At 70.9% G+C, this 19,142-nt stretch carries 16 protein-coding genes; 9 read left to right on the top strand and 7 right to left on the bottom strand.

Annotated elements, in window-relative coordinates; all coding sequences use genetic code 11:
* Window positions 1–131: 131 nt before the first annotated feature.
* Window positions 132–998: an exodeoxyribonuclease III gene (locus ACM9LD_RS21635; protein ID WP_415678594.1), complete on the bottom strand. Its 867-nt coding sequence runs from the start codon at window positions 996–998 to the stop codon at window positions 132–134.
* A gap of 59 nt (window positions 999–1,057) precedes the next feature.
* Here ACM9LD_RS21635 and ACM9LD_RS21630 point away from each other — a divergent pair, with 59 nt between their 5' ends.
* Window positions 1,058–1,876 carry a phytoene/squalene synthase family protein gene (locus ACM9LD_RS21630; protein WP_415678593.1) on the top strand — a complete coding sequence of 273 codons (819 nt, stop codon included), beginning with the start codon at window positions 1,058–1,060 and terminating at the stop codon, window positions 1,874–1,876.
* 381 nt (window positions 1,877–2,257) lie between these two features.
* Here ACM9LD_RS21630 and ACM9LD_RS21625 read toward each other — a convergent pair whose 3' ends face one another.
* From ACM9LD_RS21625 to ACM9LD_RS21610, 4 genes are read right to left on the bottom strand one after another with little or no spacing between them, the layout of a single operon-like run.
* Entirely contained in the window at window positions 2,258–3,130 is an 873-nt protein-coding gene (locus tag ACM9LD_RS21625) for an alpha/beta fold hydrolase (protein WP_415678592.1), read from the bottom strand.
* A complete protein-coding gene (locus ACM9LD_RS21620) occupies window positions 3,127–4,023 on the bottom strand; it encodes an alpha/beta fold hydrolase (protein ID WP_068627081.1) in 897 nt (298 codons plus the stop codon). Before ACM9LD_RS21620 ends, ACM9LD_RS21625 begins: the two co-directional genes overlap by 4 nt.
* A gap of 10 nt (window positions 4,024–4,033) precedes the next feature.
* On the bottom strand, window positions 4,034–5,170 hold the full coding sequence (locus ACM9LD_RS21615; RefSeq protein WP_068523554.1) for a PDR/VanB family oxidoreductase: 1,137 nt from the start codon (window positions 5,168–5,170) through the stop codon (window positions 4,034–4,036).
* Entirely contained in the window at window positions 5,167–6,063 is an 897-nt protein-coding gene (locus tag ACM9LD_RS21610) for a metal-dependent hydrolase (RefSeq protein ID WP_415678591.1), read from the bottom strand. The genes ACM9LD_RS21615 and ACM9LD_RS21610 overlap by 4 nt, the downstream gene beginning before the upstream one ends.
* A gap of 157 nt (window positions 6,064–6,220) precedes the next feature.
* On the opposite strand from ACM9LD_RS21610, the gene ACM9LD_RS21605 reads away from it, so the two are divergent.
* From ACM9LD_RS21605 to ACM9LD_RS21595, 3 genes are all read left to right on the top strand, one after another.
* Window positions 6,221–6,559, top strand: coding sequence for an ArsR/SmtB family transcription factor (locus tag ACM9LD_RS21605; protein ID WP_068523556.1), 339 nt, complete (start codon window positions 6,221–6,223; stop codon window positions 6,557–6,559).
* A gap of 11 nt (window positions 6,560–6,570) precedes the next feature.
* On the top strand, window positions 6,571–7,050 hold the full coding sequence (locus tag ACM9LD_RS21600) for an SRPBCC family protein (RefSeq protein ID WP_415678590.1): 480 nt from the start codon (window positions 6,571–6,573) through the stop codon (window positions 7,048–7,050).
* Window positions 7,051–7,207: 157 nt separating this feature from the next.
* Window positions 7,208–8,533 carry an MFS transporter gene (locus tag ACM9LD_RS21595; protein WP_415678589.1) on the top strand — a complete coding sequence of 442 codons (1,326 nt, stop codon included), beginning with the start codon at window positions 7,208–7,210 and terminating at the stop codon, window positions 8,531–8,533.
* Window positions 8,534–8,595: 62 nt separating this feature from the next.
* Here ACM9LD_RS21595 and crtI read toward each other — a convergent pair whose 3' ends face one another.
* Complete coding sequence (crtI, locus tag ACM9LD_RS21590) at window positions 8,596–10,044, bottom strand: phytoene desaturase family protein (protein ID WP_415678588.1); 1,449 nt, start codon at window positions 10,042–10,044, stop codon at window positions 8,596–8,598.
* Between the two features lie 68 nt (window positions 10,045–10,112).
* Between crtI and ACM9LD_RS21585 the strand changes: the two genes are divergently transcribed.
* The gene (locus ACM9LD_RS21585; protein WP_415678587.1) at window positions 10,113–12,131 is read left to right on the top strand and encodes a heavy metal translocating P-type ATPase; all 2,019 of its coding nucleotides are present in this window, start codon (window positions 10,113–10,115) and stop codon (window positions 12,129–12,131) included.
* Window positions 12,132–12,220: 89 nt separating this feature from the next.
* Entirely contained in the window at window positions 12,221–14,557 is a 2,337-nt protein-coding gene (gene lon, locus ACM9LD_RS21580; RefSeq protein ID WP_415678586.1) for an endopeptidase La, read from the top strand.
* A gap of 238 nt (window positions 14,558–14,795) precedes the next feature.
* Here lon and ACM9LD_RS21575 read toward each other — a convergent pair whose 3' ends face one another.
* Window positions 14,796–15,110 carry a hypothetical protein gene (locus ACM9LD_RS21575; RefSeq protein WP_415678585.1) on the bottom strand — a complete coding sequence of 105 codons (315 nt, stop codon included), beginning with the start codon at window positions 15,108–15,110 and terminating at the stop codon, window positions 14,796–14,798.
* 382 nt (window positions 15,111–15,492) lie between these two features.
* Here ACM9LD_RS21575 and dnaK point away from each other — a divergent pair, with 382 nt between their 5' ends.
* Genes dnaK through dnaJ form a run of 3 tightly spaced genes read left to right on the top strand, consistent with a single transcriptional unit; the run spans window position 15,493 to window position 19,142 of the window.
* Complete coding sequence (gene dnaK / locus ACM9LD_RS21570; RefSeq protein WP_415678584.1) at window positions 15,493–17,337, top strand: molecular chaperone DnaK; 1,845 nt, start codon at window positions 15,493–15,495, stop codon at window positions 17,335–17,337.
* A complete protein-coding gene (grpE, locus tag ACM9LD_RS21565; protein WP_415678583.1) occupies window positions 17,337–17,888 on the top strand; it encodes a nucleotide exchange factor GrpE in 552 nt (183 codons plus the stop codon). Before dnaK ends, grpE begins: the two co-directional genes overlap by 1 nt.
* Window positions 17,889–17,903: 15 nt before the next feature.
* Window positions 17,904–19,142 carry a molecular chaperone DnaJ gene (dnaJ, locus tag ACM9LD_RS21560; protein ID WP_415678582.1) on the top strand — a complete coding sequence of 413 codons (1,239 nt, stop codon included), beginning with the start codon at window positions 17,904–17,906 and terminating at the stop codon, window positions 19,140–19,142.

The raw sequence follows: 19,142 nt of genomic DNA, 5'->3' as shown, positions 1-19,142 counted from the left end.
CGTCCGTCGTCGTCTACAACGGAAGTAGTTACCTTGCACTTGCAGAACAATAACGACTGCAAACAGGAAGTCAAACGGCTGTTAAAGCGAAAACTGACCCTTATTTAGGAGCGATTGCGATAACAGAATGGCTACTTCTGCTGAGGAAGCGAGGCGCCGCTCGGAGACACCCTACCCGCCGACGGCGGCGGCACCATCGGGCCGATGTCGCCGTCGGGGGCGGTGTCGAGGTCGAGGATGACGGGTGCGTGATCCGACGGGCCCTTGCCCTTGCGGGCCTGCCGGTCGACCCACGCCGCCGCGGTGCGATCGGCGACGTCGCCGCTGGCCAGGATGAGGTCGATGCGCATGCCGAGGTTCTTGTTGAACATGCCGGCGCGGTAATCCCAGTACGAGAACACCTGCTCATCGGGCCAGTGCTCGCGCACGACGTCCCGCAGGCCGGCCTCCGCGAGGGTTGCCAGAACGGCGCGCTCGGGGGCCGTGACGTGGGTGTGGCCGGCGAACGCGGCCGGGTCGAAGACGTCGGCATCGGTCGGCGCGATGTTCATGTCTCCGCAGACGAGCTGGGGAACGGTGTACGAAAATACTTGATCGCAAAGTTTTGCGAGCCACTCGAGCTTGTAGGCGTAGTGGTCGGAATCGATCTCGCGGCCGTTCGGTGTGTACAGCGAGTAGACCCGGATCCCGCCGCAGACGGCCGAGATCGCCCGCCCCTCGACGACCCCGTCGAATGCGGGGCCGCCGGGGATGCCGACGACCACGTCCTCCAGGCCCACCCTGGACAGCAGCGCCGATCCGTTCCACTGCGGCTGCCCCGCGGTGGCGAACTCGTAGCCGCGTTCCGCCAGGTCGGGGCCGATGAGGGTGGCGAAGGCATCGTCGGTCATCTTGAGTTCCTGCAGGCAGACGACGTCCGGCCGGCGCGAGTCCAGCCACTCCAGCAGCCTGCCGTGCCGCTGCTTGACCGAGTTCACATTCCACGTGGCGACGCGCATGCACCCACCGTATCGGGGTGCCCTGACAGGCTCGGCGGGGCGGTCGGGACACTGGAGGCATGGATCCGAATGAGCGGTACAGCCGCGCCGCGGTCGCGGCCTCCGCGGTGGTGATCCGCGACTACTCCACGTCGTTCTCCCTCGCCGCGCGCCTCATGCCGCGCCGCGTCCGCGACCACATCACGTCGATCTACGGCCTGGTGCGCGTCGCGGACGAGATCGTCGACGGTGCCTGCCCGACCGATCCGCGGGCGCATCTCGATGCCCTCGAGGAGGCCGTCGAGCGGGCGATCGAGGAGGGGTTCAGCGCGAACCTCGTGGTGCACGCCTTCGCTCGCACCGCCCGCTCGACGGGGTTCGGCACGGAGCTGACGAGGCCCTTCTTCGGCTCGATGCGCGCGGACCTGACCCCCGCTCCGCATACCGCTGAGTCCCTCGCCGAGTACATCCACGGCTCCGCCGAGGTCGTGGGCCTGATGTGCCTGCGCGCGTACCTCGTGGGAGAGGCACCGTCGGACTACGAGCGGCTCGCCCCCGATGCCCTGCGTCTCGGCGCGGCGTTCCAGAAGGTCAACTTCCTCCGCGACCTCACCGACGACGAGCTCCGCCTCGGCCGGGCCTACCTGCCCGAGCTCACGCAGCGCGCCTACGACGAGGCCCTCGACGACGCCGCCGCCGACCTCGACGCCGGGCGCGACGGCATCGCGCGGCTCCCGCGGGACGTTCGGCGCGGCGTCCGTGCCGCCGCGGACCTCTACGGCGAGCTTCTGGTCCGTCTCCGGGCCGCCGGGCTCGACGGTGCGCGGTCCGGTCGGGTCCGCGTCCCCGCCGCACGGAAGGCGGCGGTCCTCGCCCGCTCCCTCTCGAGCTCCCGATGATGGGTTAGTCCTTCGTCCCGGCTATGCGCCCGCCGCATACCCATGAAAAGCCTGGTCAGGCATGTGCTGTGCCGCGTGGCTATGCGTTGTGCGCATAACCTCGCCGCCGGTGGTGTTGTCCGCGGAAGCGTCGGCCGCGATCGCGGGGCCGCGCCCGCGCGCTGAGTCGTCGCGGTCCACCTTCCCGCTGACATTTCCGCTTCCTCATAGCGTTGCAACGGTATGAAGAAGCGGAAACGGGCTGAGGACCGCGGTCCGGTGTGAGTGCGGTGCAGGCTCCGTAGGCGCATGCGTCAACGCTGGTGCGGCACAGCGAAACGGAGGGTATGCGTCGGACGCATACCCTCCGTGAACGACTACCACCCGCGGCGGCGCCGATGCCTACTGCGACGCGGCCCGCGGCAGCTCGGCGACGGGATTCCGCTGCAGGAACGCCGTGATCAGCGCCGCGAACTCGCGCGTGCACTCGAGCTGCGGCATGTGCCCCACACCCGGGATCAGGTGCGTCTCCGCGTGCGGGATGAGCTTCCGGGCGGCCTCGAGGTGCGCGGGCGGGAGCACTTTGTCGCGTGCGCCCCAGAGCACCATCGTCGGCCGGGGCGTCGTCGCGATGGTCCGGTGCAGTTCGTCGCGCCAGTCCTGGCGCACGCCGCCCAGCACGGAACCGAGCGCGTCGGCGGTCCTCCACGCGGTGAGGCCGGCGTCGGTCTCGCGGGCGATGGCCATCGCGTGGTCGATCCGCGCGCGGGTGGCGTAGGACTTGTCGGCGAAGATCAGCCGTTCCTGGACGATCGCACCGGGGCGGCTCGGGGTGGTCGCGATCAGCTTGCCCAGCACGGGAACCCCGAGCAGGCGCAGCAGCGGCGTGACCTCCTTGCCGAAGCCCGCGGGATCCACGAGAGTCATCGACGCGACCAGCTCCGGGTGCCGGGCGAGCAGCGTCATCGTCACCGCGCCACCCAGCGAGTTGCCCGCGACGTGCACGGGGCCCGCGACGTTCAGCGCGGCGAGCGTCTCCGCCACCCCGTCGGCGAGCGCGGCGAGGCCGGCACCGTCGGGATGGGGAGCGGACCAGCCGTACCCGGCGAGGTCGGGCGCGATGAGCCGGTACTCACCCTCGAGTGCCTCGAAGGTCGGGTCCCAGTCCTCCAGGCTGCGCGTGATGCCGTGCAGCAGAAGCAGAGTGGGCAGCGAGGCGTCGCCCGACTCGCGGACCCGCACCCAGCGGCCGCGGACGGGGATGCTGCGGGTCACCGGTTCGCCTCGACCCACTCGAAGGTCGCATCGGCCAGGGGGCCGGGGTTCTGCGCCACCACCCAGTGCCCGCCGGGCACCGAGACGTGCCGCGACTTCGGCGACTTCTCCAGGCCGGCCAGCTGCAGCGGCGGCGTCACGAACAGATCGCCCTCGGGCGTGATCACCTGGACGGGCACCGAGGTGGTGGCGTCCGCCGGCTTGAGGAACGGCGCGGGCATGTTGGCCCGGTAGAGGTTCAGGCCGTTGGTGAAGTCGCGGTCGCTGCGCGTGTAGCCCTCGGCGACCTTGCCGCCGGTGCCGCGCTTCTCCAGCGTCTCGATGAGCTTCTGGCCCCAACCGCGCTTGTACAGCGAATCCGCCAGTCCGGGAACGAGGAAGAACGGGATGTACGTCGAGCCCGCCGCCTGGCGCAGCCGCGCCGGCAGGTCCTTCGCGCTGCGGACGCCCTGGAGGTACTCGCCCGCGTGGTTCAGGTTCGGGCCGGATACCGAGGTGTACGAGGCGGTCTTGTCGGCCACTGCGGGATCGACCACGGCGTGCCAGCCCTGGATCGAGCCCCAATCATGGCCGATGAGGTGCAGCTTGGAGCGGTCGCCGCTGACCTCGCGCACCGCGTCGATGACCCGCGAGATGTCGGAAATGAGGCGGTCGAACCGGTACCCGGCCTTGCCCGCTGGCGCCTCCGAGTCGCCTGCGCCGCGGACGTCGAAGGTGTAGACGTTCGCGCGACCGTCGAGGGCCGCGGCCACGCCGTCCCACACGTGGTGGTTGTCGGGATAGCCGTGGATCGCGAGCACCGTCGGGCGCGCCGCGTCGTGGTTGCCGTAGCGGAAGCCCGCCAGGGTGAGGCCGTCGGACGTGGTCACGTCGAAGCGGTGCTGATCAGTCATGGTGTGCGCCTTACAGATCGATGGTCAGATGATCGCCCGCAGCGCGCGAGACGCAGGTCAGCATCTGGCCCTGCTCCCGTTCGAAGGGCGTCAGGGTCCTGTCCCGGTGGTCGACGGTGCCCTCGGTCACCGTCATCCGGCAGGTGCCGCAGAAGCCCTGCTTGCAGGAGTACGGGGCGTCCGGCTTGGCCTTGAGGATCGCGGCCAGCAGCGTCTCGTCGGCGGCCACGTCCAGGGTCTGTCCGGACCGGGCCAGCGTGGCGGTGAAGGGCTTCCCGTCCACCACCGGCGGGGCCGAGAAGCGCTCGTAGTGCAGCTCGACGTCGGTGCGGCCGATCAGGCCCACCCGCAGGGATTCCAGCATGGGGATGGGGCCGCAGGCGTACAGCGCCGTCGGGCCGGGCGTCTCGCCGATGAGGGTCTCGGCGGTGGGGATGCCGTGCTCGTCGTCGGTACGGATCTCCACCTTGTCGCCGAACCGCGCCACCTCGGCGATGAACGGGATGGTGTCGGTGGACCGACCGGAGTAGAGCATCGACCAGCTCAGGCCCAGGCGCTCGGCGGCGATCATCATCGGCAGGATCGGCGTGATGCCGATGCCGCCCGCGACGAAGCGCAGGTGCTCCGCCGAGGAGCCGTGGCCGGGCACCGCCATGGGCATGCCGTTGCGGGGTCCCTTGACGGTCACCGTCGCGCCGACGTGCAGGGTCTCGTGCACCTCGACGGAGCCACCGCCGCCGTTCGGTATGCGGCGCACCGCGATCCGGTAGGTGTCGGAGTCCGCGGGGTCGCCGCACAGCGAGTACTCGCGCATGCGGCCCGAGGGCAGCAGCAGGTCGAGGTGCGCGCCGGGCGTCCAGCGGGGGAGCGGGGACTCGTCGGCCGAGACGAACGTGAGGGCAACGACGTCCTTGTCGTGCGCGACGATCTCGCGCGAGACCACCCGCAGGTCGCGGCTGGTGCTGGGCTCGGCCAGGTTCCGCGGCTTCATCAGGTGCGCGAACGCCGGGATGGTGACCCCGAAGAACGCGTTGGCGAAGCGCAGCAGCGGATCCCGCTTCCAGCGGCCGTACAGGTGCGGGGGGATCTCGGTGACGGGCTCGCCCCAGGGCCGGAAGACCGACGGTGCCTTGCGCTCGCCCGTCATCCGTTCGCCGCCCGGGCGGCCGGCGACTTCGCGAGGTACGCGACGGCCTGCGCGGTCGACCCGATCGAGGCGGGATCGAAGCTCGGCTTGAAGTAGATGAGCGTGAACTTCAGGACGTCGCGCAGCTTCGGCAGGATGTTCTTGCGCGAGCCCTTGAGGTACTCCCACCACAGGCGCGGGTAGGAGTAGCTGAAGTTCGGGTCCTTGCGGAGCATGTAGCCCGACGTGCGGTGCAGCGCGAGGATCAGGAAGACGATGCCCACGATCATCGCGCGGCAGCGGTGGAAGTAGCTCGGGTCGAAGTAGTTCGCCACGTCGTGCGCGACGGACCGGTGCTCGACCTCCTCGGCGCCGTGCCAGCGACAGATGTCGGCCATCGTCGGGTCGACGTCGTAGTCGTCCCACGCGTTGTTGAGGGCGAAGACGCCGAGGATGGCGGTGTAGTGCTCGACCGCCGCGATGAGCCAGAGCCGCTGCACCATGTCGTTGTACTGGGCGCGGTCGGAGTGGTAGGTCCGCGGCGCGAGGATCTTGCGGAAGATGTACTCGAACTGCCGGGCCACGGGCTGCGTGTCGATGCCGCAGCGCTGCAGGTACTCGGAGAGGGCGCGGTCGTGCGACTCGGCGTGCATGGCCTCCTGGCCGATGAAGCCGCGCATCGTGCGGGCGAGGTTCTCGTCCTTCACGTAGGGCAGCGCCTCGGTGTAGACCTCGCAGAACCAGCGCTCGCCCTCGGGGAGCACGGAGTGCAGGATGCTGCTGATGATGTCGCTGGCCACGGGCTCGCCGGGGATCCACTCCAGCGGCACGTTGTCCCAGTCGAACTCCACGTTCCGGGCGTGGATCTCGACCTCCGCGGGCTCGTGCTGCTGAGCCGATGTGCGCGAACTCATCGTCCGACTCCTTCCACGTGGGTGTCTTGACATTCAACACCCTGATGTCCAGTGAGCGCTACCGGCGGTGAGAGCGCTCGGCACGGAACCTATCACTTTCGGGCGCCGGGGCCGAAGCTCTTGCGGGCCCGGTGTGACGGCGCTAACGTACAACTTGATGGTTGTAGATGAACTGGCACCGGACGAGGCGGACCGCCTCTTCCACGCCCTCGCGGATCGCACCCGGCGCGACATCGTCGTCCGGGTGATCGGCCGGGAGTGCTCCGTCTCGGAGCTCGCCCGCGGCTACGAGATGAGCTTCGCGGCGGTGCAGAAACACGTGGCGGTGCTGGAGAAGGCCGGCCTGGTCGTCAAGACCCGCCGGGGCCGCGAGGTCCTGGTCGGCCCGGACGTCGAGACCATCGCGCGCGGCACCCGTCTGCTGCGCGGATACGAAGACCTGTGGCGGGGACGAGTCGCGCGTATGGACGCGCTGCTCGACCCACCGACCGATTGAGGAGTCCCGTCATGCCCGTGCTCACCACCGGCGCCGATCGCGAGGCGCTCACCTTCACCCTCGAGGCGGAGTTCGCCGCCTCCCCGGAGCGCGTCTGGCAGCTGTGGGAGGACCCGCGGCTGCTCGAGAAGTGGTGGGGTCCGCCCGGATGGCCCGCCACCTTCGTCCGGCACGAGCTGCGGCCCGGCGGCGAGTCCCGCTACTACATGACCGGCCCGGACGGCACCAAGGCCGGCGGCTGGTTCTCGACGGTGACCACCGACGCCCCGTCGACCTTCACCTTCCGCGACGGCTTCGCCGGCGACGACGGTGAGCCCGTCGACCCCGAGGATCACTCCACGACCACCGTCGTCATCACGCCCGACGGCGACGTCACCCGCATGACCCTCACCGCCACTCACCGGTCGCTCGAGCAGCTCGAGCAGGTCCTCGAGATGGGCATGGAGGAGGGCATGACCCAGGCGATGAACCAGATCGACGCCCTGCTCTGAGCGTGTGCCGGAAATCCCGTTGACGGCGCCCCGTCGTCCCGGGATAGGCTGCCGCGCATGAACTCCTGACACGTGTCGACGCCCAGCGTGGCGTCGACGGATGCTCCCATCCGTGCCTCCAGTGTCAGGAGTCTCTTCTTTGCGTACTTCCGCGCCCATGTCCACGTCCGTCTCCGCCGATCGGTGGGCCGCGCTCGGCGCTCTCGCCCTCGGCTACGCCATGATCCTGGTGGACGCGACGGCGCTGTCCGTCGTGACCGTCCGCCTCATGGAGGGCCTGCACACCGACGTCCGTTCGGTGCTGTGGGTCTCGTCCGCGTACCTGCTCGCCTTCGCCGTCCCGATGCTGCTGTGCGGCCGCCTCGGTGACCGGTTCGGGCACCGCCGCATGTACCTGCTCGGCCTCGCCGTCTTCGTCCTCGCGTCGTTCGCGTGCGGCTTCGCGTCGACCCTCGGCGTGCTGGTGGCGATGCGCGTCGTGCAGGGGATCGGCGCCGCGCTGATGACGCCGCAGGTCATGGCGATCATCACCCTCGTCTTCCCGATCGAGACCCGCGGTGCGGCCCTCGGCGTCTGGGGCTCCGTGACCGGTGTCGCGACGCTGGCGGGACCGCTCCTCGGCGGCCTTCTCGCCGACGTCGCGAGCTGGCGCTGGGTGTTCTGGCTCAACGTCCCCGTGGGTGTCGCGGGGATCGTGCTGACCCTGCGGTTCGTCCCGCGGTCGGCCGTGGTCGCTCGCCGACTGGACCTCTCGGGGTCCGTCCTGTCCGCAGCCGCCGTATTCGGGCTGATCCTCGGCCTGCAGGAGCTCGGGCGGCCCGGCGCGATGCCGTGGATCGCGCTCGCAGCGGGCGCCGCAGCGACTCTCGCCTTCCTCTCCCGCCAGCGCCGACGGGGCGAGGACGCGCTCGTCCCGCTGCGGCTCTTCCGCATCCGCAGCTTCGCCGCGTCGTCGGGCGTCAACCTGCTCGCCGGCGCGTGGGTGACCGCCTACGTCTTCCCGGCGACGCTCTACGCGCAGGCCCGGCACGGCGTCTCGCCGGGCGGCGCCGCGCTGCTGCTGGCGCCGACGGCTCTGGTCTCGGCCCTGCTCGCGCCGCGGGTCGGGCGGTCGCTGCGCCGGCGCGACCCGCGCCGAGTCCTGTCGGCCGGTCTCGCGGTGTGCGCCCTCGGCTTGGCGCTGTTCGTGGCCGTCCTCGCCGCTGCGCTGCCTGCAGGGTGGCTGACGGTGCCGGCCGCTGTCGTCGGCGTGGGCAGCGCGATGATGTGGGGCCCGATGTCGTTGCTCGCGACCTCCGAGCTGCCGCGCGACCTGGTCGGCGCGGGCGCCGGCGTCTTCAACACGACGCGGCAGCTGGGCTCGGCGTTCGGTGCGGCCGCGGTCGCCGCGGTGCTCGCCCACGGCGCACTGCCCGGGGCGATGGTGCTCGCGGCGGTCGTCTGCCTGGCCGCCCTCGCCGCCTCCGCCGCGCTGCGCTCGTGAATTCGGCGGAATTCTGCGGCACGAGGCCGGATCTTCCCTCGTGATGGAGAATTCCGCCGGTTTCACGAGGAACTGATCGCCTCCGCCGCCAGTCGGCCGGAGATCAGCGCGGGGGGCACCCCGACGCCGGGGTGCGTCATCGACCCCGCGAGCACCGCGTTGGCGATGCCGGGCACCCGCTGCGGGCGCCGGAGCGGCCCCGTCTGGGTGAGGGTGTGGGCCGCGGCGAACGGGGTGCCCGCCGACATGCCCTGTCGCGCCCAGTCCGCCGGGGTGTCCACGTGGAGCACCTCCGCGTCGGAGATCCCGCGGTAGCCGCGGCCCTCCAGGGTGCGCAGCACGTCGCGCACGTAATCGCCGCCGATCGAATCCCAGTCCAGCGGAGCCGATTCCAGATTCGGACACGGCGCGAGCACACTCACCGGTCCGGGCTCGCCCGTCGTGACGGACGGCCGCGTGATGAGGAACGACGGGTCGCTCATCAGCCGCCCGCGGCCCCGCGTCGCGGTGATCTCCGCGAAGGTCTGCTCCCACGCGGCGCCGAAGTCCAGCGTGTGGTGCGCCTGCGTCGGCCAGTGGTCCTGCAGGTCCGGGTCCACGTCGAGGTGGGCTACCACGGCGGACGGCGACAACCGCACCTTCCGCGGCGCCCGCCCGCCGAGCGGCGCGATGAGCCGGTCGGTGATGGGGGCGTCGGCGGTGATGACCACCCCGTCGAAGGGCAGCTGGTGCACGCGCGCCGAGGTCCGGGCCCGCAGCCCCGTGACACGGCCCCGTCGGCCGTCGAGGCCGATCACCTCGTGGTCGAAGAGGAGCCGGCCCCCGGCCCGTTGGATCTGCCGGGCCATGACGGACGCCACCCAGCCCATGCCCGCCCGCGGGTACCAGACACCCAGGCCGACGTCCATGTGCGAGATCACGGCGTACACCGCCCGCGCCGCCGACGGCGCGACCCCTGCGTACAGCGCCTGGAAGGTGAGCATGCGGCGGGCGCGCGGGTCGTCGACGCGGCGGTCCACCTGGTGCTGCATCGAGCGCAGCGCACCCAGCTTCACCAGCCGCCCCAGGGCGGCCAGGTCGCGCGGATTCGCGTACGAGCCCCACGCCGCGTCGCCGCCGATGAAGCGCTCGTAGGCGGCGTCGAACATGGCCTCCTGCCAGCGCATGTGCTCGTCCACCGCGAGGTCGTCGGGCACGTGCAGCACGCTCGGCGGCAGTCCGTCGAGCGCGGGGAAGCGGCCCGCGTACGCGGGCGTGACGGGCAGCAGGTCCAGCTCGTCCTCGGCGGCGAACCGGTCCAGGCCGCCCGCCGCGAGGGCGTCGAAGACCAGCTCCGGCATGGTCAGCACGCTCGCGCCCGGATCGACGACGTGGCCGCCGATCCGCACCGTGCCCGCGCGCCCGCCCACGTGTCGCGACCGCTCGATCACGGTGACCTCGTGACCCGCCCCGAGCAGGTGCAGCGCCGCCGACAGTCCGGACAGTCCCGCCCCGATGATTCCGATGTGCACGGGACGAGTCTAGAAAGACCGCGGAGCAATATATTGCAATGTATGCATATGTGGCATACCCTCAGGCCATGAGCGCAGAACACGACCACGAGTCCGGCCACTCGGCGCGGTGGGAGATCGGCTTCGCCATCGCCTCGGGCGTCACCTACACCGCGGGCATGATCGCCGAGTACGCCCTGAAGCTGCCCGACGTCGGCACCGCCCTCTTCCTCGCCACCTACTTCTTCGGCGGCTTCTTCACCATCCGCTCCGCCATCAAGTCCACGCGCAGCGGCAAGTTCGAGGTCGACTTCCTCATGCTGGTCGCGGCGATCGGCGCCGCCTCCATCGGGCGGTTCGCCGAGGGCGCGGTGCTGCTGTTCCTGTTCAGCCTCGGCCACGCGCTGGAGGAGTTCGCGCTGGCCCGGGCATCGAAGTCGATCGAGGCCCTCGCCGGCCTCGCGCCCCGCACCGCGCTGGTGCACGTCGGCGGACCGTCGACCACGGCGGGCGAGTTCGTCGACCGGCAGGTGGAGGATGTCGCCGTCGGCGACCTCGTGCTGATCCGCCCCAACGCCCGCGTCAGCTCCGACGGCGTGGTCGTCGACGGCCGGTCCGCGATCGATCAGAGCGCCGTCACCGGCGAGTCGATGCCGGTGGAGAAGGAGCCCCTCGATCCCTCCCGCACGGGTCGCGTCGCCGACGAGAACAAGGTCTTCGCGGGCACCGTCAACGGCTCCGGCGCGCTCGTCGTGCAGGTCACGGCGCTGGCGAAGGATTCCACGCTGAGCAAGGTGGTCGAGCTGGTGGCGTCCACCGACCAGGCCAAGTCGCCCACGCAGCGCTTCCTCGACAGGTTCCAGCGGATCTACGTGCCGGCCGTGATCGCCTTCGTCATCGGAGTCTTCGCCGTCGGGTACTTCGCGCTGGGCAACCCCTTCGACGACGCCTTCTACCTCGCGATGGCCGTCCTCGTCGCCGCGAGCCCCTGCGCGCTGGCGCTCGCCACCCCGTCGGCTGTGCTCGCCGGCGTCGCACGTGCCGCCCGCGCCGGCGTCCTCGTCAAGGGCGGCGCCCCGCTCGAGACGCTGGGTCGCGTCACGTCGATCGCCTTCGACAAGACCGGCACGCTCACCTGGGGCGAGCCGCGGGTCACCGACACCGTCGCCGCGCCCGGCGTCGAGCTCGACGAGCTGCTCGCGACCACCCTCGCCGTCGAGAAGCTCTCGGACCACCCGCTCGCGGCCGCGGTCGCCGAGGCCGTCGCCGCCCGCACGTCGACGGTGCTCACCGCCTCCAACCTCCAGTCCGTCACCGGGCGGGGTGTCCGCGCCCTCGTCGACGGGGAGCGGGTCGAGATCGGCAACGAGCGCCTCTTCACCGACGCCGCCATCGAGATCGACGGTGCCGTCGCCGCCGACGTCGAGCGACTGCAGGCGGGCGGCCGCACGCTGATGATCGTGCGCCGCGGCGGCCGGTTCCTCGGCGTGATCGGCGTGATGGACACGCCCCGTCGGGAGGCCGGGCAGGTGCTCGACCGCCTGCGGGAGTCCGGCATGACCGACATCGTGATGATCTCCGGCGACCACCAGCAGGTGGCGGAGGCCGTGGGCCGGGACGTGGGCGTCGACCGGGCGCTCGGCGGGCTCCTTCCCGAGGACAAGGTCACGCAGGTCCGGGGCCTCTCGGGCGCCGGGCCGGACGCCCGACGGTGCGCCATGGTCGGCGACGGCGTCAACGACGCCCCCGCGATGGCGCAGGCCGACGTGGGCATCGCGATGGGCGCCGCCGGTTCCGCGGTCGCGCTGGAGACCGCCGATGTCGCGCTGATGAGCGACGACCTGGGCCGGTTGCCCTTCGCGGTGCGGCTGAGCCGGCAGACGAGCCGGATCATCCGGCAGAACCTCATCGCCGCGCTCGGCATCGTCGTCTTCCTGGTGATCGTCACCTTCCTCGGCATGCCGATGGGGCCGGTGGTCTTCATCCACGAGGGCTCGACGCTGATCGTCGTGGCCAACGCGTTGCGGCTGCTGCGCTTCGAGGTGGGAAGGGAGCACGAGGGCGTGGAGCACGAGGCGCGCCCGGAGCGGGAGCCCGCGGCGGCCTGAAATCCGCTGAGGGCGAACGCCGATGCCCGGCCGGAACAACCCGGCCGGGCGTCGGCGTTGAGCGGGGCAGACTGAACTTTGGAGGTCCCATGTCTGAGCAGATCTCGCTGCCCGTTCTCTTCGTCCCCGACCTCGTCGTGCTCCCCGGCATGGTCGTGCCGATCACCCTCGACGACGCCGCGCAGGCGGCCGTCGACGCCGGCCGCGCGAGCGAGCGCGGCAAGCTCCTCATCGCCCCGCGGCTGGACGATCGCTACCCGACGCACGGCGTCGTCGCGTCGATCGTGCAGGTCGGCCGCGTTCCCGGGCAGTCCGAGTACGTCGCGGTGCTGCGCGGCGAGCAGCGCGCCCACATCGGCTCCGGCACCACCGGCCCCGGCGCGGCGCTGTGGGTCGAGGTCGAGCTCGTCGACGACGCGCCCGTCACAGAGCGCACCCGCGAGCTGGCCGCCGAGTACAAGAAGGTCGTGCTCGCGATGCTCCAGCGCCGCGAGGCGTGGCAGGTCATCGACGCCGTCAACCGGCTCACCGATCCCGCCGCGCTGGCGGACACGTCGGGCTACTCGTCCTGGCTGACGAACGAGCAGAAGCGCGAGCTCCTCGAGACCGGCGACGTCGACTCGCGCCTGCAGCGGCTCGTCGACTGGACCGGCGAGCATCTCGCCGAGACCGAGGTGAGCGACAAGATCGCCTCCGACGTCCGCGACGGGATGGAGAAGCAGCAGAAGGAGTTCCTGCTCCGGCAGCAGCTCAACGCCATCCGCAAGGAGCTCGGGGAGGACGAGCCCGACGGTGCCGACGACTACCGTGGCCGCGTCGAGGCCGCCGACCTCCCGGACAAGGTCCGCGAGGCGGCGCTGCGCGAGGTCGGCAAGCTGGAGCGCGGCACCGACCAGAGCCCCGAGGCGGGCTGGATCCGCACCTGGCTCGACGCCGTCCTCGATCTGCCGTGGAACGTCACGACCGAGGACTCGGACGACCTGCCCGGCGCGCGGGCGATCCTCGACGCCGACCACCACGGCCTCGACGACGTGAAGGACCGCATCGTCGAGTACCTGGCCGTGCGGTCGCGCCGGTCGCAGCGCGGGATGTCGCTGGTCGGCGGCCGCGGCTCGGGCGCCGTCATGGTGCTCGCCGGACCTCCCGGCGTCGGCAAGACCTCGCTCGGCGAGTCCGTCGCCCGGGCGCTCGGGCGCAAGTTCGTCCGCGTGGCCCTGGGCGGCGTGCGCGACGAGGCGGAGATCCGCGGGCACCGTCGCACCTACGTCGGTGCGCTGCCCGGCCGGATCGTGCGCGCGATCGGCGAGGCTGGGGCGATGAACCCGGTGGTGCTGCTCGACGAGATCGACAAGGTGGGCTCCGACTACCGCGGCGATCCCGCGGCTGCCCTGCTCGAGGTGCTCGACCCCGCGCAGAACCACACCTTCCGCGACCACTACCTCGACCTCGACCTGGACCTGTCCGACGTGGTCTTCCTGGCGACGGCCAACGTGGTGGAGAACATCCCGTCGGCGCTGCTCGACCGCATGGAGCTCGTCACCCTCGACGGCTACACCGAGGACGACAAGGTCGCGATCGCCCGGGATTACCTGGTGCCGCGGCAGCTCGAGCGGGCGGCGCTGACCGCCGACGAGGTGACCGTCACCGACGAGGCGCTGCGCGAGATCGCCGCGAACTACACCCGGGAGCCGGGCGTGCGGCAGTTCGAGCGGCTGCTCGCGAAGGCGCTGCGCAAGGTCGCGGTGGAGCAGTCCTCCTCCTCGGAGGGCGGGCGCACCGTCGTCGATGTCGGGGACCTCAAGGGCTACCTCGGCCGGCCCCGGTTCACGCCGGAGACCGCCGAGCGCACCGAGGTGCCGGGCGTCGCGACCGGGCTCGCCGTGACGGGCATGGGCGGCGACGTCCTGTTCATCGAGGCGCTGCACACGCCCGGCGACTCCGGGCCGGAGCTGAAGCTGACGGGCCAGCTCGGCGACGTGATGAAGGAGTCCGCGCAGATCGCGCTGTCGTACGTGCAGGCGCACGCCGCCGACTTCGGTATCGACCCCGCCGCGCTGAACGGCACGGTGCACATCCACTTCCCGGCCGGCGCCGTTCCCAAGGACGGGCCGTCGGCGGGCGTCACGATGGTCACCGCGCTGGTGTCGATGCTGACGGGGCGGCGCGTCCGCAGCGACGTCGGCATGACCGGCGAGGTCACGCTGAACGGCCGGGTGCTGCCCATCGGCGGCGTCAAGCAGAAGCTGCTGGCCGCGCAGCGCAACGGCCTGAAGACGGTGTTCGTCCCGCAGCGCAACGAGCCCGACCTGGACGACGTCCCGGCCGAGGTCCTCGACGCCCTGGACGTGAAGCCGATGGTCGACGTCGCCGAGATCGTCGCGCTGGCCCTCGAGCCGGTGGCGGAGGGCGCGCAGGTCGCCGCATAACCGGTTCGACGGTGCGGGCGGGTCGCCTCGGCGGCCCGTCCGCTCGGCGTTTCAGGGGGAGGTCGGCGTGTGATGGGGGAGAGTCGGCGTTCGGTGGGGGAATNGGCGNNGCGCGGGGGACGNCCGCTCCCCCTCCAGGGGAGCGGCTTCTCGTGGGGGAGTGAACGGTTCCGAGGGGATTCGGCGCGGCGCGGGGGACGAACTCCGTCCGGTGTGCCCGTGCTGCACGAAACGCGGTTCAGTTCGACGAGGCCGCGAGCACGGTGACGAGGACTATCGCGACGACTGGGGCGGTCATGAGGAGCACCGTGGTGCAGGCGATACGGCACGGGCCGAGTCCCCAGAAGCTGCCGATCGCGGCGAGTACGGGAGTTGCGAGAGCGAGGATCACCGCTGTCCCCAGGAGGGCGTCGAAGTTCTCGAGGTTGCTGCTCAACGCGCCGACGACGACCAGGATGAAACACCCGTACGCCCCGCCGCAGGCGAAGAGCGCGCCGCGGGCGACGCGAGTGCGGAGGGCGTCGCGGTGTTCGGTGCAGACCGTGTTCGTCATGCGTCCAGTCCACTCGGTTCGACGTGGCGGCGGATCCGTGGAACTACCCAGTCGACCCCTGGGATTCCCCGCGGTCCCGTGACGCCGGGTGATGCGGCGTGACGGCCTGCGACGCCGCGCGGGGGACGTGCACGCCGCGCGGGGGACGTCGGGGGATAGAGCCGCGGCACCGTCGGACCGCGCGACCTGGGAGAACGTACCTTGAGTGACCCGCGCTCAACTTTTTTCCGAAATCGGGAACATTCCCGTCCGGTCGCCCGTTGGAACTGGCGTACTACTTGAGCGCATCGCACTCAATGGGGTAGAACGGAGTCGTTCGCCCCTTGAGTCCGGGGCGCTGAAGTCTGGATCTGTAGCAGAACTATTCAGGAGGCAAATCAATATGGGACGTGCAGTAGGCATCGACCTCGGCACCACCAACTCGTGCGTCGCTGTCCTCGAGGGCGGCGACCCGGTCGTGATCGCGAACGCCGAGGGCTCGCGGACCACCCCCTCGGTGGTCGCCTTCGCGCGCAACGGTGAGGTCCTGGTGGGTCAGCCCGCCAAGAACCAGGCCGTCACGAACGTCGACCGCACCATCCGCTCGGTCAAGCGCCACATCGGCACCGACTGGTCGCAGAAGATCGACGACAAGGACTACACCAGCCAGGAGATCAGCGCCCGCACGCTGATGAAGCTAAAGCGCGACGCCGAGGCCTACCTGGGCGAGGACGTCACCGACGCCGTCGTCACGGTGCCCGCGTACTTCAACGACGCGCAGCGCCAGGCCACCAAGGAGGCCGGCCAGATCGCGGGCCTGAACGTGCTCCGCATCGTCAACGAGCCCACCGCCGCCGCGCTCGCGTACGGCCTGGACAAGGGCGAGAAGGAGCAGACCATCCTGGTCTTCGACCTCGGTGGCGGCACCTTCGACGTCTCGCTGCTGGAGATCGGCGACGGCGTCGTCGAGGTCCGCGCGACCTCGGGCGACAACAACCTCGGTGGTGACGACTGGGATCAGCGCATCGTCGACTGGCTCGTCGAGAAGTTCAAGGCGCAGCACGGCATCGATCTGACCAAGGACAAGATGGCCATGCAGCGTCTGCGCGAGGCCGCGGAGAAGGCGAAGATCGAGCTGAGCTCGGGCCAGAGCACGTCGATCAACCTGCCGTACATCACGGTGGACGCGGACAAGAACCCGCTGTTCCTCGACGAGAACCTCTCGCGCAGCGAGTTCCAGAAGATCACCAACGATCTGCTCGAGCGCACCCGCAAGCCCTTCCAGGCGGTCATCAAGGACGCCGGCATCGCCGTGGGCGACATCGACCACGTCGTGCTCGTGGGTGGTTCCACCCGTATGCCCGCCGTGACCGAGCTGGTCAAGGAGCTCACCGGCGGCCAGGAGCCCAACAAGGGCGTCAACCCGGACGAGGTCGTCGCCGTCGGCGCCGCCCTGCAGGCCGGCGTGCTGCGCGGCGAGGTCAAGGACGTGCTGCTGCTCGACGTCACCCCGCTGTCCCTCGGCATCGAGACCAAGGGCGGCGTGATGACCAAGCTCATCGAGCGCAACACCACCATCCCCACCAAGCGGTCCGAGACCTTCACCACGGCCGACGACAACCAGCCGTCGGTGCAGATCCAGGTCTTCCAGGGCGAGCGTGAGATCGCCGCGCACAACAAGCTGCTCGGCAGCTTCGAGCTCACCGGCATCGCGCCGGCGCCGCGCGGCGTGCCCCAGATCGAGGTCACCTTCGACATCGACGCCAACGGCATCGTGCACGTGACCGCGAAGGACAAGGGCACCGGCAAGGAGAACACCATCAAGATCTCCGACGGCAGTGGTCTGTCGCAGGAGGAGATCGACCGGATGATCAAGGACGCCGAGGCGCACGCCCAGGAGGACAAGGCTCGCCGCGAGGAGGCGGAGACCCGCAACCAGGCCGAGTCGCTGGTCAACCAGACCGAGAAGTTCCTCAAGGAGAACGAGGACAAGGTCCCGGCCGAGAACAAGGAGAAGGTCGAGGCCGCCATCAAGGAGGCGAACGAGGCGCTCCAGGGCACCGACATCGCCGCCGTGAAGGCCGCCGTCGAGAAGCTCTCGGCCGAGTCGCAGGAGCTGGGCCAGGCGCTCTACGCGCAGGCCGGTGCCGCTGAGGCGCAGGCCGACGGTGCCGACGCCGGCGCTCAGCAGGACGACGGCGTCGTGGACGCCGAGGTCGTCGACGAGGACCCGAAGGACGCCAAGTAATGACGAGTCCCGAGAATCCGGTGGACCCGGATGAGGTGACCGCGGAGGCGGAGGTCGCGGCGGAGGAATCCGCCGCGGCCCCGGCCGACGCCGAGGTCGTGGAGGAGGCCGCGCCCGATAAGGAGGCGGAGCTCACCGCCGACCTGCAGCGCGTGACCGCCGAGTACGCCAACTACCGCAAGCGCACCGCGCGCGACGTGGTGGACGCCCGCGCCGCGGGCAAGGCCTTCGTGGTCGGCGAGCTGCTCGTGGTCCTGGACGACCTGGAGCGCGCGCGCAACCACGGCGATCTCGAGGCCGGGCCGCTGAAGTCGGTGTCCGACAAGCTCGACGGCGTGCTCAAGACCCTGGGTCTCGAGTCCTTCGGTGCGGAGGGCGATGAGTTCGACCCCGCGATCCACGAGGCCGTGCAGCACGAGGGCGACGGTGCCGATCCCGTTCTGGGAGCGGTGCTGCGCCAGGGATATCAGATCGATGGCAAGGTGATCCGTAACGCGATGGTCGCGGTGGTCGACCGTCCGGCGGAGGCCCCGAGCCAGGACGAGCAATAAAGGAGGTGATGCCCAGTGGCACAGAGGGAATGGGTTGAGCAGGACTTCTACAAGGAGCTGGGCGTCAGCTCCAGTGCGAGTGCCGACGAGATCAAGAAGGCCTACCGCAAGCTGGCCCGTGAGCTGCACCCGGATGCGAATCCGGGCAACACGCAGGCCGAGGAGCGGTTCAAGCGGGTCTCCGAGGCGCATGCGGTGCTCTCCGATCCGGCCAAGCGCAAGGAGTACGACGAGACGCGGCGCCTGTTCGGCGGCGGTCGCTTCGGCTCCGGCGGCGCGGGCGGCTACGGCGGCGGTGGCGGTTTCGGCACCGGCGGCTTCGGCAACACCGGCGGCGGCTCGGGCGGGTTCTCGTTCTCGGACATCTTCGACGGTGCCGCGTCCGGCAACGGCGGTGGCGGCTTCGGGGACATCTTCGAGGGCCTGTTCAACCGCGGTGGCGCGGGGCAGGGCTCCGGCCCGGGCCCGCAGCCCACGCGGCCGCGCCGCGGCAGCGATCTCGAATCCGAGCTGACGCTGGGCTTCCGGGATGCGACGCTGGGCGTGACCACGCCGATCACGCTGACCTCGCCGTCGCCGTGCACCACCTGCCACGGGTCGGGCGCCAAGCCGGGTACCAGCCCGCGGGTGTGTCAGTCCTGCAACGGTTCCGGCCTCGTGAGCCGGAATCAGGGGGCGTTCAGCTTCTCCGAGCCGTGCCCGGACTGCCGCGGCACCGGCTCGGTGATCGACGACCCCTGCACGGACTGCAACGGCACCGGCGTCACCGTGCGCACCCGCACGGTGAACGTGAAGATCCCGCCCGGCGTCAAGGACGGCCAGCGCATCCGCCTGGCCGGCCAGGGGCAGGCCGGGATGCGCGGGGCGCCCTCGGGCGACCTGTTCGTCACGGTCCACGTCAGCGCCGACGAGGTCTTCACCCGCAACGGTGACGACCTGCTCGTCACGCTGCCAGTGAGCTTCGCGGAGCTGGCGCTGGGCGCCACCGTCACCGTCCCCACGCTGGGACAGCCGGTGGGCGTGAAGATCCCGGCCGGCACCACCGACGGCCGTACCCTCCGGGTGCGCGGCCGTGGCGTGCCGAAGCGGGCCGGCGGCCACGGCGACCTGCTCGTCAAGGTGCAGGTCGCGGTCCCGCCGTCGCTGAACGAGCGGGCGCAGCAGGCGCTACGGGACTACGCGGAGGCCGAGCGTGCCGGGGGCTTCGACCCGCGGGGCGGATGGGCCGGCGCAGGAAGTGCCGCGGGGGCGTAG

It is taken from the genome of Tsukamurella hominis (assembly GCF_965137015.1).
Classification (GTDB): domain Bacteria; phylum Actinomycetota; class Actinomycetes; order Mycobacteriales; family Mycobacteriaceae; genus Tsukamurella; species Tsukamurella hominis.
The sequence above is the reverse complement of the archived record's forward strand: the minus strand, read 5'-3'. Positions and strand labels throughout refer to the sequence as shown.

Coding starts and splice junctions, on each gene's coding strand:
- ACM9LD_RS21635 (WP_415678594.1), bottom strand. CDS start 998: ATGCGCGTCGCCACGTGGAATGTGAACTCGGTCAAGCAGCGGCACGGC.
- ACM9LD_RS21630 (WP_415678593.1), top strand. CDS start 1,058: ATGGATCCGAATGAGCGGTACAGCCGCGCCGCGGTCGCGGCCTCCGCG.
- ACM9LD_RS21620 (WP_068627081.1), bottom strand. CDS start 4,023: ATGACTGATCAGCACCGCTTCGACGTGACCACGTCCGACGGCCTCACC.
- ACM9LD_RS21615 (WP_068523554.1), bottom strand. CDS start 5,170: ATGACGGGCGAGCGCAAGGCACCGTCGGTCTTCCGGCCCTGGGGCGAG.
- ACM9LD_RS21610 (WP_415678591.1), bottom strand. CDS start 6,063: ATGAGTTCGCGCACATCGGCTCAGCAGCACGAGCCCGCGGAGGTCGAG.
- ACM9LD_RS21605 (WP_068523556.1), top strand. CDS start 6,221: ATGGTTGTAGATGAACTGGCACCGGACGAGGCGGACCGCCTCTTCCAC.
- ACM9LD_RS21600 (WP_415678590.1), top strand. CDS start 6,571: ATGCCCGTGCTCACCACCGGCGCCGATCGCGAGGCGCTCACCTTCACC.
- ACM9LD_RS21595 (WP_415678589.1), top strand. CDS start 7,208: ATGTCCACGTCCGTCTCCGCCGATCGGTGGGCCGCGCTCGGCGCTCTC.
- ACM9LD_RS21585 (WP_415678587.1), top strand. CDS start 10,113: ATGAGCGCAGAACACGACCACGAGTCCGGCCACTCGGCGCGGTGGGAG.
- lon (WP_415678586.1), top strand. CDS start 12,221: ATGTCTGAGCAGATCTCGCTGCCCGTTCTCTTCGTCCCCGACCTCGTC.
- ACM9LD_RS21575 (WP_415678585.1), bottom strand. CDS start 15,110: ATGACGAACACGGTCTGCACCGAACACCGCGACGCCCTCCGCACTCGC.
- dnaK (WP_415678584.1), top strand. CDS start 15,493: ATGGGACGTGCAGTAGGCATCGACCTCGGCACCACCAACTCGTGCGTC.
- grpE (WP_415678583.1), top strand. CDS start 17,337: ATGACGAGTCCCGAGAATCCGGTGGACCCGGATGAGGTGACCGCGGAG.